Annotated in this window: 15 protein-coding genes and 2 pseudogenes; 3 read left to right on the plus strand and 14 right to left on the minus strand. The window is 59.8% G+C overall.

The genetic code is table 11. The annotated features are described in order from the left end of the window. Positions 1 to 6: 6 nt before the first annotated feature. Complete coding sequence (locus ACY8GK_RS03920) at positions 7 to 708, plus strand: maleate cis-trans isomerase family protein (protein ID WP_462402977.1); 702 nt, start codon at positions 7 to 9, stop codon at positions 706 to 708. An 83-nt stretch (positions 709 to 791) separates the two neighbouring features. Continuing rightward, entirely contained in the window at positions 792 to 1,235 is a 444-nt protein-coding gene (locus tag ACY8GK_RS03925) for a MarR family winged helix-turn-helix transcriptional regulator (protein WP_462402367.1), read from the plus strand. 34 nt (positions 1,236 to 1,269) lie between these two features. Here the strand turns inward: ACY8GK_RS03925 and ACY8GK_RS03930 are convergent, their stop codons facing one another. The 5 genes from ACY8GK_RS03930 to ACY8GK_RS03950 form a co-directional block, all read right to left on the minus strand. After that, positions 1,270 to 1,887 carry a flavin reductase family protein gene (locus ACY8GK_RS03930; protein WP_462402368.1) on the minus strand — a complete coding sequence of 206 codons (618 nt, stop codon included), beginning with the start codon at positions 1,885 to 1,887 and terminating at the stop codon, positions 1,270 to 1,272. Positions 1,888 to 1,985: 98 nt separating this feature from the next. After that, positions 1,986 to 3,590 carry a phytoene desaturase family protein gene (locus ACY8GK_RS03935; RefSeq protein WP_462402369.1) on the minus strand — a complete coding sequence of 535 codons (1,605 nt, stop codon included), beginning with the start codon at positions 3,588 to 3,590 and terminating at the stop codon, positions 1,986 to 1,988. A gap of 3 nt (positions 3,591 to 3,593) precedes the next feature. Next, positions 3,594 to 4,385, minus strand: a complete 792-nt coding sequence (locus ACY8GK_RS03940; RefSeq protein WP_462402370.1) for a cyclase family protein — start codon at positions 4,383 to 4,385, stop codon at positions 3,594 to 3,596. A gap of 262 nt (positions 4,386 to 4,647) precedes the next feature. Continuing rightward, positions 4,648 to 6,048 (minus strand): amino acid permease, encoded by a 1,401-nt coding sequence (locus tag ACY8GK_RS03945; protein WP_462402371.1) that lies wholly within the window; start codon positions 6,046 to 6,048, stop codon positions 4,648 to 4,650. A 134-nt stretch (positions 6,049 to 6,182) separates the two neighbouring features. After that, positions 6,183 to 7,319 (minus strand): aminotransferase class V-fold PLP-dependent enzyme, encoded by a 1,137-nt coding sequence (locus tag ACY8GK_RS03950; protein WP_462402372.1) that lies wholly within the window; start codon positions 7,317 to 7,319, stop codon positions 6,183 to 6,185. 110 nt (positions 7,320 to 7,429) lie between these two features. On the opposite strand from ACY8GK_RS03950, the gene ACY8GK_RS03955 reads away from it, so the two are divergent. Further along, positions 7,430 to 8,119 carry a Crp/Fnr family transcriptional regulator gene (locus ACY8GK_RS03955; protein WP_462402373.1) on the plus strand — a complete coding sequence of 230 codons (690 nt, stop codon included), beginning with the start codon at positions 7,430 to 7,432 and terminating at the stop codon, positions 8,117 to 8,119. Between the two features lie 3 nt (positions 8,120 to 8,122). Here the strand turns inward: ACY8GK_RS03955 and ACY8GK_RS03960 are convergent. From ACY8GK_RS03960 to ACY8GK_RS04000, 9 genes and pseudogenes are all read right to left on the minus strand, one after another. Then, positions 8,123 to 8,469, minus strand: a pseudogene (locus tag ACY8GK_RS03960) (TIGR03756 family integrating conjugative element protein); the annotation flags it as partial. A 35-nt stretch (positions 8,470 to 8,504) separates the two neighbouring features. Then, positions 8,505 to 8,759 (minus strand): annotated as a pseudogene (locus ACY8GK_RS03965) (DUF2895 family protein); the annotation flags it as partial. Further along, complete coding sequence (locus ACY8GK_RS03970) at positions 8,756 to 9,157, minus strand: TIGR03750 family conjugal transfer protein (RefSeq protein WP_462402374.1); 402 nt, start codon at positions 9,155 to 9,157, stop codon at positions 8,756 to 8,758. The pseudogene ACY8GK_RS03965 and the gene ACY8GK_RS03970, both read right to left, overlap by 4 nt. A gap of 7 nt (positions 9,158 to 9,164) precedes the next feature. Then, entirely contained in the window at positions 9,165 to 9,542 is a 378-nt protein-coding gene (locus tag ACY8GK_RS03975) for a TIGR03745 family integrating conjugative element membrane protein (protein WP_462402375.1), read from the minus strand. A gap of 15 nt (positions 9,543 to 9,557) precedes the next feature. Then, positions 9,558 to 9,797, minus strand: coding sequence for a TIGR03758 family integrating conjugative element protein (locus ACY8GK_RS03980; protein WP_462402376.1), 240 nt, complete (start codon positions 9,795 to 9,797; stop codon positions 9,558 to 9,560). After that, complete coding sequence (locus tag ACY8GK_RS03985) at positions 9,784 to 10,119, minus strand: integrative conjugative element protein, RAQPRD family (protein WP_462402377.1); 336 nt, start codon at positions 10,117 to 10,119, stop codon at positions 9,784 to 9,786. The genes ACY8GK_RS03980 and ACY8GK_RS03985 overlap by 14 nt, the downstream gene beginning before the upstream one ends. Before the next feature lie 471 nt (positions 10,120 to 10,590). Beyond that, a complete protein-coding gene (locus ACY8GK_RS03990) occupies positions 10,591 to 12,171 on the minus strand; it encodes an aldehyde dehydrogenase (NADP(+)) (protein WP_462402378.1) in 1,581 nt (526 codons plus the stop codon). 29 nt (positions 12,172 to 12,200) lie between these two features. Continuing rightward, complete coding sequence (locus ACY8GK_RS03995) at positions 12,201 to 13,754, minus strand: UxaA family hydrolase (protein ID WP_462402379.1); 1,554 nt, start codon at positions 13,752 to 13,754, stop codon at positions 12,201 to 12,203. Between the two features lie 42 nt (positions 13,755 to 13,796). Beyond that, positions 13,797 to 15,116, minus strand: a complete 1,320-nt coding sequence (locus tag ACY8GK_RS04000; RefSeq protein ID WP_462402380.1) for an MFS transporter — start codon at positions 15,114 to 15,116, stop codon at positions 13,797 to 13,799. Positions 15,117 to 15,140: the final 24 nt, after the last annotated feature.

The following is a 15,140-nucleotide window of genomic DNA, read 5'->3' on the forward strand; positions in this document are numbered from 1 at the left end:
ACCACCATGGAGACGGAAATCCCTGCGATTCTGCGCGCGCGTGAAGCGATCGCCGCTGACCGCTTCACCTTCCACTCCAGCCGCATGCGGATGAAGCGCGTGACCAAGGAAGAGCTGGCAGCGATGGACGCGGACAGTGATCGTTGTGCCTTGGAACTGTCCGACGCTCGGGTTGATGTCCTTGGTTATGCCTGCTTGGTGGCGATCATGAGCATGGGCAACGGCTATCACCGCATTTCCGAAAGCCGTCTGCATCAGCGCACCTGTGACAACGGCGCGCCAGCCCCAGTGGTAACCAGTGCGGGCGCTCTGGTCGATGGCCTGCACGCGGTGGGTGCTAAGAAGATCTCGCTGCTGGCGCCCTACATGAAGCCACTGACACGCCTGGTCATCGATTACATCGAAAGTGAAGGCATCGAGGTAGTGGACAGCATCTCGCTGGAGATCGCTGACAACCTGGAAGTAGGGCGCCAGGATTCGCGCGCACCGATTGAAATTACCCGCAAGCTTCAGACCTCCGGGGTCGATGCGGTGGTGGCCTCGGCGTGTGTGCAGATGCCTTCCCTGCAGGCGATCCAGGCCATCGAAGACCGTGTCGGTCTACCCGTGCTTTCATCGTCGGTGGCGACCACGTTTATGATGCTCAAGCGGCTCGGCCTCGAGACTTGCGTACCTGGTTTCGGTTCGCTGTTGTCGGGCAAGTACTGATGGGCCGGGGCGAGGGTTCTCCTCGCCCTTTCTCAGGCGTTAGAATGAACGGAATCGGACTCGTGTCTAAGGCTATCTGCTGCATGACCAAAACGAAGGATTTCGTCGATAGCTACCTTCCCGCGCTGCTCGGGCAGGCCTGGTATCTGGTTTCCACGCAATTCCATGCCATTGTTGAACAGCATGGGCTCTCCGTACTCGAGTGGCGCGTGCTTTCCACGCTGGCCAGTCAGGGGGGCATGTCGATCTCCGCCCTTGTACAGATGACTGTCAGCAAGCAGCCCACGGTGACCCGCTTGCTCCTGAGACTTGAGGAGCAGGGGCTTGTCGAGCGTTCCACCAGCCTCGATGATCGGCGCTTCACGCTGGTGCGAGTAACACGCTCCGGCCGACGTCTCGTGTCCGGACTCATTGAACTTGCACAGCGGCACGAGGCTGAGATCCTTTCCGGCATTGATGCGGACAAGGCCGAAGTCCTGAAGCAGATCCTTCAAGAACTGATCGAGCAGCATCGCCCTAGAGCCTGAGACGCCCCTGGAGCTGCACCAAGGGCATTAATCCTCAGGCCGGTCGGGTCATGTTGAACCGTCCCGACGCTAACACCTGGAAGTAGTCCGATGGGCCTCCACCTCGCAGGATCGGCTGCGCCGCCGCAGTGTCGTAAATGCCGTCACAGATCAGCGCCGAGTTGATGTGCACCGCCACCACTTGCCCGATAACCATCCAGGTGTCGAGGGAAGAGCCGTCCAGCGCCTTCAATTGTTGTACGGTCGTTACTTTGCACTCCAGGGCGACCGGGCTTTCGGCAACTCTAGGCGCTGAAACGCATAAGGAACTGGTGGGGGACAGTCCGGCAGCCTTGAATTCGTCGACTCCAGGAAGTTGTGTGCTGGTTGCATTGACCTGATCGGCCAAAGGCCGGGTGGCCAGGTTGTAGACGAAGCACCCGGTTTCCAGCGCATTCCTCGCACTGTCCTTCATGCCGACACTGGAGAACACCAGCAGAGGAGGCTGGTAGTTGATGACATTAAAAAAGCTGTATGGAGCCAAATTCACCTGACCGTTGGGGCTCCGTGTAGAAATCCAGCCTATCGGGCGGGGGCCCAAGATAGACGGCAGAGGGTCGTGAGCGAGCCCATGTCCGTCATGGATCGTGTAGCTGTGGATGGAGGACAGCATGCTATTTCCTTGCTGTGGGAGCGAAAAAGGTGACGGGCACGCACATGGAGCGTTACCCGTCACAAAGAGGAGTGGTGTTCAAGCGCAGGCCATGCGGGCTATCGAGGGGCGAGCCGATTGGCGATGAGCGTTCCGGAGCCCGCTCCGAGCCCAGGGCCAGGGTGTGTCGCAGCGCCGATGTGATAGACACTCCTGATGGGCGTCCGATTGCCCTTCGCACCTTGGCTAGGGGCGAAAGGGCGCAACCAGAAAAACTGATCGGGCGAACAGATTCCCGAGTACGGGTCGCCGCCAACGAGGTTACAGTTGAGATTCTCCAGGTCTGCTGGCGAATAGCATCGGCGCCCGATGACCAGGTCAGTCAAGCCTGGCATAACGCCCTCAAGGCGTGTCTGGACACGGTCGGCGAAGGCTTCACGGACGGCTTCGGTCCAGCGACCATCTGCCGGTGTTTGGATCTTGCCGGCGGCATCCCCACGCAAGTACGTCGGCAGCTCTTGCATCTGGATCCACAAGATCCAGCAGCCGTCCGGGGCTTGTGAGCGATCGACGGTGATCGGCTGACCTATCCCAAGGGTCGGCCTTGATGGCAGAAGGCCGTTGTTCGCCTCGGTAACCGACAAGCACGTTTGCTCCATGCTCTCGGTTAGGTGCACCAGCGGTACTTGGCCGAGCTCCTCCGTCAGCCACTGTGGTTTTTCGCGAAGTGCGAAGTGTATTTGCATGCAACCGCGTCCGTAGCGGTATGTGCGCGCATGCGCGCGCAAGGCAGGTTCCGTGCCTGGCAGCAATCGATCGTAGAGTTGCTGAGGCGTGACATTGCAGACGACGGCCTCGGAGGCGCTGAACTGTGTGCCATCGGTTATGACCACGCCTGTTGCCCGGGCGCGTCGTCCGCCGTCGAGCAGCACGCGCTGTACGTCGACTTGGGTACGCATGCTACCACCCCGGGATTCGATGATCCGAGTGAGGGCGTCGACGAGCTTGCTCCCACCGCCTTTGATGACCGGCATCCCACCGCTGACCACTGAGGCAAACGTGAGCTTACCGATGAGCGCTGAGCAGGCATCGTCCGGCCCGAGACCGGAGTGCAAAGCCCATGGTGCAATCAATGCACGTACTTCGCTCGACGCGAAGGTGCGTTCGGACCAGCGGCGAAAGGTCTCCAACGATTGGCTGGCATAACCCAACAGACCGGCTATGCCTCGTTCGCGCAAGGCACGATACAGCGGTTTCATGAGCCCTGGTCCGTAGGGATCATTGCCGAGCAGGCTCAACGTCAGCGTACCATCGGCGCCCAGCACCTGGCCGATCGAGTTTTTCAGTGCCAGGCCGTCACCTGGAGACAATGACTCCAGGCGCCTGTACACGTCTTCCAGATCCCGGTTCAGGGCGATTCCACTGCCATCCGGTCTCACCCAGCCGGTCGAATAGTCGCCGGAGAGCACTTCCACGCCTTGCACGTGGAGGTCCGCCTTCAGCTCCCCATACGCCGCGCTGCCCACGAACAGCGGGTGCCAGGAGGAGAGCACTTCATGAGTAAAGCCGGGAAACAGCTCTTCGGTCCTGATGCAGCCGCCGAGCTGTTCATTACGCTCAAGAACAAGCACCCGCTTACCTCTTTTGGCCAGCAGCGCAGCACCTACCAAGGAGTTGATGCCGCTGCCGATGAAGATAACCTCATGTGCGCCTGACCGGGCCATGGGTTACTCCACCAGCGCCAGGACGCGCAAAGGGCTACCGGAGCCGGCTTCGATCTTCAGGGGGGCGGAAATGATAAGTGCGCCAACTGGGGGGAGCAGGTCCAGATTGTTCAAGCACTGCAAACCGTACTTGTTTGCACCGTGCATCAAGGTATGGCAGGGGTAAGGCACGGGCCAAAGGTAAGACTGGCCGGCATCGGTATTGATGGTTTCGACACCGAACCCATGCACCTCTCTCGCCTGAATGAGCCACTCGATGGCCTCTTGCGAAGGACCTGGGGTATGCGCGCCATCTTCGCGCATGTTCAGGTACGCCTTCGCGTCAGGCAGTCGCTTTGACCAGTCCGTTCGCAGCAGGACCCAGGCGCCTTTGGGAATCCGACCGTACTGGGCTTCCCAGCTTTCCAGGAAGTCGACGGTCAGAATCCAGTCCTCGTTCTTCGCAACCTGCTCGCAGGCATCGATGACGACTGCTGGTGCAATGAAGTTCGACGGCGGTATCAGGTCGACACTGTTATCTGGGTAATCACGTCCCGTGATCCAGTGTGCCGGCGCGTCGAAGTGGGTGCCGGTATGTTCGCCACAGGTGAAGTTGTTCCAGTACCAAGCAGGACCAGCCTCGTCATACCTCGAGATTTTCTCAATCTTGAAGGACTGCACCTGGCCATATTCGGCGGGCAGTTGCAGCGCTGGAAAGCGTTCGGAAAGGGTATGAGTGAGGTCGATGACCTTGATCTCGCCGGCAGCCAGTTGGGCTGCGACGTGGTGAAGTCTTTTCTTGTCCTGGGTTTCCATCGTGCCTGCTCCACGTGAGTGATCGATCAGAAGGGCGACTCTACGAACGTTGTCGATGATGGATTATCTTCGCGCTGTCGCCTCGGTGCGTGTTATCCACTGATAGCAGGCGCTATCCAAGGTGTGCCGGTATTTCAATTCTGTGCACTTGGGGGAGGCTGGCAAGATGCAGTTACATGTTCAAAAGTGCGCATATCGGGCAGTTGCGATCACTTAGCATTTGGTGGCCGGCAAGCGCAGCCCAGCCCCAACTTGCGGGTCATCAAGATTTGTCGAGCAAGACCAGCTGCTGCAACTTCCTACCCCATAGCAAGTAACAGGCGCTGACCAGGAATGTCCAGGCACAGCCAACCACCAGCGCGGTATGCCAGAAGCTGTCGTCAAAGCCCATGGTGATCAGGATTGCCAGCAAGAGAGCGATCCCCAGGTATTGCGGCCAGGGAAACCACGGCGAACGCACGGGCAGAGTCGCACCTTGTTGCTGCTCCCAGGCACGTCGGAACGACAGGTGGCAAATCAAGATCATCAGCCACACCATGATCCCCCCAAACAAGGCAATACCAAACAGGTAGTTGAATGCCGTGGGGCTGTACATCGAAGCAATCACCGCAATCAAGACGCCGATGCTTGATGCCATGGCGGCCTTGGCGGGAGCCCCCTTGCGGTTGAGCTGGCCGAGTGACTTAGGTGCATACCCTGCGCGAGATAGCGAAAACAGCATGCGGGAGGTGAGGTATAGGTTGGCGTTCATGCTCGACAAAGCGGCGGTGAGGACCACGAAATTCATTACCCCGGCAGCCCAAGCCAGCCCGTAGTTGGAGAAGACCGCGACGAATGGGCTCTCGGTGACGTCATGGGTACTGGCATTCATCCAGGGCACGATTGCCACGATGATACCCAAGGCCAGCACATAGAAGATGAACAGCCTCAAGATCAGGCTACGCATGGCGCGAGGTACCGCCTTCTGTGGATCTTTCGCTTCGCCCGCGGTGACGGCGATGATCTCGACGCCATAAAACGAGAAAATCGCCATCATTACCGCCATCCAGACCCCACTCCATCCATGGGGCATGAAACCACCAGGCTGATTGGTGAAGTTGTCGAAGCCTACTGCTGGTGCGCCAATACCGAGGATACTGGCTGAGCCGAATACGATAAAGGCACAGATGGCCACAACCTTGATCATTGAGAACCAGTACTCGAGGCTGCCAAAGTGTGCTACGGAGCGTGTATTTATGTAGATGATGGCAAACCCAAAGCCAAGCGTGAAGTACCACACTGGAATGTCGGGGAACCAGTAGTTCATGTAATGCCCTACTGCAACGGCCTCACTACCGATTGCGATGGATTGCGCCGCCCAGTAGGTATAACGGAGGAAAAAGCCCGACCAGCGGTTCAAGTACATCTCGGCGTAGGTACCGAATGAACCGGCGGTAGGATGCGCTACTGCCATTTCGGCAAGGCTGAACATCATGATCACGGCAATCAGTGCGGCGATTATATAGCTGATCAACACCGCAGGCCCTGCATAGCCAATGGCAATACCGCTGCCCATGAATAGACCGGTACCTATCGCACCACCGATAGCGATCATGGTTAACTGCGCCTGGGTGAGGCGGCGACTTAAACCTTGCTCTCGCTGAATCAAATCCTCATGGGTCATCTGCGTATCCTCTGTTCTTGTCTTTATCGGTCTGCTAGCAATCTGCAGCCAGGTGGGGGCAGGTGTTAAAACAAGTAAACTTATGAGTTCGTAGGGTGTTTACTATTTTTATTGTGGAAGGAGAGTTCTAAGACTTACTTTCTAGTCAGAAACGCGAGGTGCGTAATTGCATCGCGAACTTCCTGCTCAGTGTTATAGAAGTGAGGGGCGATGCGTATCACGTCATTTCGGGCGGAAACGATAAATCCCGCCTGGGCCATCTGGGCTTCCAGGACCGAAGCATTACTGACGCGGATCGCCGTATTGGCCGCCTTACGTGTCAGCTCCACTGGACTGGCCACGGATAGGTCCAGGTGCTGTGCGGTTTTGAGTGCCACGTTCGACAGATGTGTCTGCCACGCCTGGATGCCCGCAATCCCGACATCGTTCAGCAATTTCATGCCGGCATGAGCGGCGTAAGCGGCCATCATGGGGGGGGTGCCGGTGTCAAAGCGGCAGGCGTTAGGCGCGTAATCCAGGCCTCGAATATCAAATGCAAACGGATTGACTCGACCGAACCAGCCCGTCGACGTAGGTTCCAGGGTTACGGCGACATTACGGCGAACATACATGAACGCAATACCGGGTACACCCAGCAGGTACTTCTGTACGCCGCTGGCCAGCATGTCTACTCCGCTCGCCTTGACATCGATGGGCTCACTGCCAGCCGCTTGATAGGCGTCGACGAAGACCAATGCACCTTGCTCGTGGGCATGGCGGACGATTGCTTCGACATCCTGGCGAAAGCCGTTGTAGTACGACACCTGCGACACCGACACCAGGCGGGTGCGCTCATTGACGAGCCGGTTGTAAGCCTCGGCGCTTGCGCAGTAGTTCTCAGTGTCGACCATGGATACCTGGGCGCCGCGCTTGCCGTGCGCCATCCAGACATGACCGATGGAAGGAAAATCCAGTTCAGCCAGGACAACACCATTGCGCTCACTGCTGAAGTCCAGGGCGGACCCGATTATCGAGGCGCAGTCCGAGACGCTCGAGAGTACTGCGATATCCTCGACGTCGGCATTTATCATTCTGGCGAATTCGGCTTTGGCCGCGCCCACCTTGTCCATCCACAAGCCCCAGTCCATGCCACGCTGGGTCAGGCTGGCAAGGTATTCGCCGACCGCAGCGTTGACAGGAGTGGCCAGCGCGCTCTGAGAGCAGCTGGAAAGTTGCACCTTCGAGGACAGCGTGGGGAACAACTGGCGGTGAGCCTGATAGGGGTGTTGCATGAGCATTTCCTCGGTAGTGTTCGACCCTTGAACCGTAACCCCGAGGAGGCGCATGATATATAAAGCGCTTTACGTTTCATGAATGATTTCCGCTGAGTTTTCGTCCCATCATGTCTACTGCCCCAGCATCTGCTTCAAACATCATTTCACCATGGCAGAGTCAGTTGAAGCACGACTGGAGCTCACTGCGTAGTGAGGGGCGTAAAGTCACGTTCAAGCAGAATGCGGTGATTTACCGAGAGAATTCTCCGTGCCAGTCGGTTTACCTTGTTGACGAAGGGCGTGTGCGCCTTGTCAGCCATTCATACAGTGGCCATGAGGGGCATCTGATCGTGTTTGGCAGTGGCGGCCTTTTTGGCGATGCGGGCCTGTTCGCGACTCGCAAACACGCAACTTCCGCTATCGCCTCCACGGATGTACAGGCCACTCAGGTCTGCGTGGATACATTGCTGAGGCTTCGGCACCACCCGCTAGTCAGTGAGCAATTGCTGGCGTTAGCGGACTTGCGCTTCAGCATTATGATGCAGCATTACCAACTGCTGCGCAGCGCCAGTGCACTGCAGCGTGTCGCCTTCAACCTGCTGGCGTTGGTGAACAGTCATGGCTGCCGGCAAGCAAGTGGCTTCAGTCTGGATATGCTTTTCACGCAGCAGGAAATGGCCGACATTTGCCACCTATCTCGGGTCAGCGTCTCTCAAGTGCTAGGGCAGTTGGAGGACAAAGGCATCCTTGCACGAAAGGGTCGCGCTTTGTTGATACTCGACTATGAGCAATTGGCCGGACTAAGTGGAAACAGCTGACGTACCACTTCTTTGCGACGTTAGCGTCGGCTCCGACAGCGGCGACATCTCGCTCCAGGGATTGGCGCCGGTGTCGGCATAGCTCAATACCACCAGCTCTGGAATGAAGTGACGATCTTCAGTGAGGTTCGCACCGTACAAGTGAACGGCGTGCAGAGCAGCCAGTAGCAGATTCCGACGACCTGATACTCCAGACACTACAGCGAAGTGACGGAGGCGATGATGGTTGGGGTGGTCAATGCCAGGCACTTTTCGGCGGCGACGAGCAGCACCGCCGCAGCCAAGGCACGATTACGACCAGCCTTGCTGGGCTTTGGCGATCTGCTTTGGGTGTGGGTGGTCACGTTCATGGGCAACGCTCGGCAGGTGGCAGCGGTGTCCATCCACCGTCGGTGGGCCAGCGGTTGAGTTGGCCAAAAATGTACAGGGCGAAGGCGTAGATGTTCTCCGGTGGGACGTCCCACCATTTGCGCGTGCTGCCGGAACGTAAATCGGGCGGCACATGGATGGTCAGCTCGGAGGGCGCGGACTGCCAGCCATACCACAGCCCGCAGCACAGCAGTGCCAGAATCGAAACGGCCAGACGCAGGCTGAAGATATGCGCCTGCTGCGCATCCACCTTGTTACGGAAGCGGCTCATGGCGTAGACCTCGCGTGTCGCCGCGTGCGGCGCACTGTCCAAGGCCCTGAGTGCAGGATCAAATGATGAGTGCCGATGCCCCAGTGCACTGCCAGATGCCATTGCAGGCGACGATACAGCCAGGTTTCGGGACGAGCACGCTTGGCTCGGCGCATCAGCTTGCCGCCGCACAGTAATACCAGCGCCATGCAGATGAATATGCAGGTGGGGAGGGTAGCGATGGCGGCGGTGGCCACCGCCAGCGGCGCGCCGAGAATCACACCCAGTCCTGCGCCGATGACCAGCGCGACCCACATCTCGTCGTTGGTGAGCCCACGGAGAACGGCCGGGTCTCGGTTGAGGCGCTCCGGGAGGAAGGTGAGCGTGCCGTCAGGCACGGTGGCAGGGGCGTCGGACATGGTGACCTCACAGGATCGTCGCGGCTTTGGTGAGGAACCACAAGATCACTACCACCAACAGCGCGCCGACGCCGACCACGGCGCCGAGGTCCTTCCAGGTCTTGCGTTGGTTCTGCACGTCGGCGTAGACGGTGAGTGAATGCCAGGCCACGCCGAGGAACGCGAGGGTGGCGATCAGCAGGCCGAGCAGGATGCCGCCGTCGTAGGCGTAGTTCTTGATGGTGTCGATCAGTCCCGACCCTTCGCCGCGGGAGGGCGCCTCCATGGTCGGCAGGTCAGCCCAAGCCAGAGTCGAGCTCAGCAACACCAGGCCACCGAACAGAACTCGGGAGCAGGACTCCCGCAACAGAGCGAGCGGGCGATGGCAACGACGGGAGAGATTCATGGCAAGGTCTCCTGGTTACGAAAGCATGAAAAACATCAGTACGATCAGGGCGAGAGCCAAGCGCAGCGTACTGCCCCCGAGCGCACCAAAATTGAGATTGTCGGCCGCCCAACCGCGGTAGCCGGTCCACAACGCCCAGGTGCACCAGAGCAAGGCGAGCACCAGCACCGATGAGCGCCACAACACTGAGCTGAGTTGCGGGTTGAACCCGGCAACGGCAGAGAACGCGCTGAGTTGGGCGTCAGTCATGTTCATCGGGGGAACTCGATTGGGGTGCTGCAGCACGGTAATCACCTGCCAGTTCGACGAGGTCAGCAGGCTGCGCGCGGGAGGCTGATAGGTAGTTGTGGATGCCTTGGCGCACACGCTCAAGGTCCGCTACGAACCTCGGATAATCGAAGCGATAACGGGTCTCGGCGGTATTGACAGAGCCGGTGGTTGCGCGTTCGGCCAACAGTTCGATGGAACTGATCTGCCGCTGCACCAGGCCCATGTCGGGGCGCTCGCGCGCGTCTTGGGCGGCGGCGCCAAGCGACATAAGGCAAAAAAGGAGCAGAGAGGAAGAGGTAGCCTTCATAGTGGAATCCAGCAGGGGTGGCTGGCATTCACCCTGAAGTATCAGGCCGCTTTTAGCATGGACTAAAGAGATTCTGAGGCGTTCGATTTATAGCTGGAAGGCGCAGCGCTCGGTTCCTCAATTGGCTCACTCCGTGTTAGTCGGTAAATAATGCATGTCATTAATACTCCTTGAGTAAGTTTCAGGTTATGAAGAATGCCTGGTTATTTGGGGGGTTATATAATTCGGGAGAAAAACTAATAATATCAGTGGCTGGTTTGCGAGCGCGTATAATGAGTTTGTCAATCGAGATTGCTCCGCCAGATGACGATGATCAGGAATCTCTTTCAACGCCAGCTCTGTCAGAAACCCTTTATTAGCTGGGTCATAGAGCAATAAATGGCGAAACCCTGAGCAGTGTCAGGGCTTCGCCAGATGACGTGACGAGCTGCATGTTTCTAGATACAGGTGGCGCGAAGCTTAATTGGGCAACTATGCGCAGGCTCGCGTCGCTTCACCATCAACCAACCGCAGCAGGTTTAAGGGGTTGCTGCTTTGGAGGGGAAGTGGGAGCAATGGGTCTGGGTAATTTTGGAAACACACTGGCCGCATGTATCGGTCGATGGCCAAAGTACCTACAGATGTGCCGCGGGAGTCAGAAGTCGCAGGATAGGGCCCGCCATGGACCATGGCATCACAGACTTCCACGCCGGTCGGGTAGCCATTAATTAGTATTCGGCCGACTTTCTCCTGCAATAGCTCGCCCAGCCAGCCCCAATCTACCAACTCCTCGGGTTCGCCGATCAGTGTGGCTGTCAGTTGGCCGCGCAGGGCTTGGATGGCGGCCGCCAGTTGCTGCTGATCTTCTACCTCGATCAGCAAGGTCGCAGGGCCGAATACCTCTTCCTGCAGCAATTCATCACCGTTGAGCAACAGGCTGACATCGGCCTGGAACAGCTGTGGCGCAGCCTGGTTGTCGCCCTGTTCAACGCCTGCTAAATGGCGGATGCCCGGATGCTCGTGCAGATGGCCCAGCCCTCTGAGGTAGCTGGCGAGGGTGCCACGGTTAAGCATGGTTTGCGCCGGCTGGTTGGCCATCTGTGCCTTGAACTGCTCGACGAACGCACTAAAGGCCGGCGAACGAAGACCGAGGATAAGGCCGGGGTTGGTGCAGAACTGGCCACAGCCGAGGCTCACCGAGGCACTGAGTTCGCGGGCGATGGTCTCGCTGCGGGCTTGCAGGGCGCCCGGTAGCAGGATCACCGGGTTGATGCTGGACATCTCGGCGAACACCGGGATCGGCTGGGGCCGTTCGGCAGCGAGGCGACTCAGGGCATTGCCGCCCTTCAGGGAACCGGTAAAGCCCACCGCCTGGATCGCCGGGTGCTTGACTAGCCATTCACCTACGCCACCGCCGTAGATCATGTTGAAGACCCCCACCGGCATGCCGGTGCGGTCGGCGGCGCGAGTGATGGCATCGGCCACCCATTCGGCCGTGGCCATGTGGCCGCTGTGGGCCTTGACCACCACGGGGCAGCCGGCGGCCAGCGCCGAGGCAGTGTCACCGCCAGCGGTGGAGAAGGCCAGCGGGAAGTTGCTGGCGCCGAACACTGCCACAGGGCCGACGCCGATGCGGTACTGGCGCAGGTCCGGGCGCGGTAGCGGCTGTCGATCCGGTAGTGCGCGGTCGATGCGCGCGCCATAGAAATCACCACGGCGTAACACCTTGGCGAACAGACGCATTTGCCCGCTGGTACGGCCGCGTTCGCCCAGGATACGCCCAGCGGGCAGGGCGGTTTCGCGGCAGACAGTGGCGATGAAATCATCACCCAGAGCGTCCAGTTCGTCAGCGATGGCGTCGAGGAACTCTGCGCGCCGGCCAGCAGGCAGGCTGCGGAAAACCGGGAAGGCGTTGGCTGCGGCTGTGGCGGCGGCATCGACTTCTGCTGCGGTGGCTTGGCTGAACGCGCCAGGCAGCTCTTCGCCCGTTGCGGCGTCAAGGCTTTTGAGGCGGACCTCGCCCAGCGCCGAGCGCTGTCCGCCGATGTAGTTGTGACCAAGGATGCGGGTCATGTAGGGCTCCGTAAGCGGGTGAACAAGTGTCAGGTGATAGCGCCGATCTGCCACGGCACGAATTCGTTCTGGCCGTAGCCGTGCTGCTCGCTCTTGCTGCGCTCGCCTGAGGCGATGGCCAGCATCAGCCGGTAGATGTGCTCGCCGCGCTCTTCGATGGTCGTGCTGCCGTCAGCGATACCACCGCAGTTCACGTCCATGTCTTCTTCCTGGGATTCCCACAGGCGAGTATTGGTGGCCAGTTTGATCGAAGGCGATGGGGCGCAGCCGTAGGCAGAACCGCGTCCGGTGGTGAAGGCGATCAGATTGGCACCTCCAGCGACTTGGCCGGTGGCGGAAATCGGGTCGTAGCCGGGCGTGTCCATGAACACCAGGCCGTGGGCACGGACCGGCTCGGCGTATTCATAGACGTCCATTAGGTCGCTGGAGCCGGCCTTGGCCACGGCGCCGAGGGATTTCTCGAGGATGGTGGTCAGGCCGCCGGCTTTGTTGCCGGCCGATGGGTTGTTGTTCAGTTCTGCGCCCATGCGCTGACAGTAGGCTTCCCACCATTGGATACGGGCGATGAGTTTTTCGCCGACCTGCTGGCTCACCGCGCGACGTGTCAGCAAGTGCTCGGCGCCATAGACTTCTGGGGTTTCCGACAGAATTGCGGTGCCGCCGGCCGCTACCAAACGGTCCACGGCATTGCCCAACGCCGGGTTGGCGGTTATGCCAGAGTAGCCGTCCGAACCGCCGCACTGCAGGCCGACGGTTAGATGGCGAACACTCACCGGTTCGCGCTGCACGGCATTAGCCTCGGCCAGCAGCGTCTTGATCTGGGCGATGCCGCTGGCGATGGTCTTGGAGGTACCGCCAGTGCCCTGGATGGTGAATGTGCGCAGGGTGTTGCAGCGTTCCAGGCCTTGTGCCGCCAGTAGGTCGGGAATCTGGTTGGTTTCGCAGCCTAGGCCGATCATCAGTACAGAGTGGAAGTTGGCGTGTACCGCGTAGCCGCCGAGGGTGCGTTGCAGCATGGCCAGGGCTTCACCACCCGGGTCGACCGCGCAGCCGACGCCGTGGGTCAGGGCAACCACGCCATCTACATTGGGGTAGGCCGCGAGGGCTTCGGGATGGATGTCGCGGCGGAAGTGGTCGGCTATGGCCCGGGCCACGGTGGCGGAGCAGTTCACCGAGGTGAGGATGCCGATGTAGTTGCGGGTGGCCACTCGGCCATTGGCTCGGACAATGCCCATGAAGGTGTCTTCCACGGGATGCTTGATGCCTTTGGCATCGACGCCGAAGGCATAGTCGCGGCTGAAGTCGCCCATCGCCACGTTATGTACGTGGACATGCTGGCCGACAGCAATGGCCTGGCTGGCAAAACCGATGATCTGGCCATAGCGGCGCAGCGCTTCACCGGCGGCGATATCGCGGGCAGCGACCTTGTGGCCGGCCGGAATCGGCTCGCGCACCAGGATGCCTTCAGGCAATTGCAGGCCTTCGGTAAGTGGCTGGCGCGCGATCAGCACATCGTCCAGCGGGTTGAGTCGGATCACGGCCAAGGCAGCGTTTTCACTGCCTGTACTTGTAATAAGTTGCATCACGGTTACCTCAAAAAACGGGGGGCTTATACCAAGTGAGGTTCAGGCAAGCCCGCGCTCACGATAGTCGATCAGGCCGGAGAACAGCATCAGGCCAAAAGCCATGACCACGAAGAAGATCAGGGCGAGGAAGTAGGAGCCGGTGAACTGCACGATCAGGCCGATCAGGATTGGTACGATGACGCCGACCATGTTGCCGCAGAAGTTCATGCTGCCACCGAGCACGCCGGCCTTGGACTTGCCGCCGAGGATGGCTGGCAAGCACCAGTACATGCCGCACCAGCGGATGAAGAACAGGGCGACGCAGAGCAGGCTGATGACCAGCGCGGCATTCGGCGTATAGGCCACCAGCAGGATGCACAGCGCGGCCACGGCGGCGGATCCGGCGAACATGGTGCGCATCACGGTGTTTGGCTGGCCGCCGTTGGTGCGCCATTTGTCGGCGGTCCACCCGCCGATCAGCTCGCCGACGAAACCGCACATGAAGATCAGGAAGGTGGCACCTCCCATGGCCTTTATATCCAGGTTGTGGGTCTGGTGCAGGTAGCTCGGCATCCAGGTCAGCAGGCCATAGAACACGCTGTTGTAGCAGGCGTAGCCGGCGAACATGCACAGCACCGACCGGCTTTTGAGCAATTCCTTGAGCACGGCCTTGCGATTGCCGTTGGACTTGCTCGCGGCGTCGTTGGCCTGGGTGATGTAGTCCAGCTCGGCCTTGTTCACCAGTGGGTGTTCGCTCGGGTGGTTGCGGATGTACCACCAGGCCCAGATGCCAACGACCACAGTGCCGACACCGGCGATGATGAACGCGATGCGCCAGGAGTCGAACCAGGTGATCAGGCCGGCGATGATGATCGCGCCAAAGGCGGTGCCCAGTGGTGCGCCGCCGTCCACCAGGGTTGCGCCGCGGCCGCGCTCGTTGGGGGTTAGCCAGGAGCCGTTGAGCTTGGCGCCAGCCGGCATGATCGGCGACTCGGCGACACCCAGGCCGACGCGAGTGATCAGCAGCGTGATCCAGTTGTGGGCGAACCCGCCCAAGGCCTGGAACGCGCCCCAGCCGATGGTGGCGACCCCGACGATATTGCGAACCTGGAAGCGGTCCAGCAGCATGCCGCCAGGAATTTGCATCAGCGCATAAGACCAGAAGAAGGCGCTGAGAATAAGCCCTTCCAGGGCCGGCGTCAGTTCGAACTCGGTGGAAATCAACGGTAGGGCTACCGACAGCGAGGCGCGGTCGATGTAGTTGATCGCTGCCAACAACAGCAGGATCAGGAAGATGCGCCAGCGCACAGTGGTCGGGCGGGCGCTGTCGGAGGCTGTGAGGGCGGGCGAGGGCGCCGCCGGATAAGGGCTGTTCTTCATGCTCATCTCACTCTTATGTTTGTT

Source organism: Pseudomonas sp. Marseille-QA0332 (assembly GCF_054950175.1).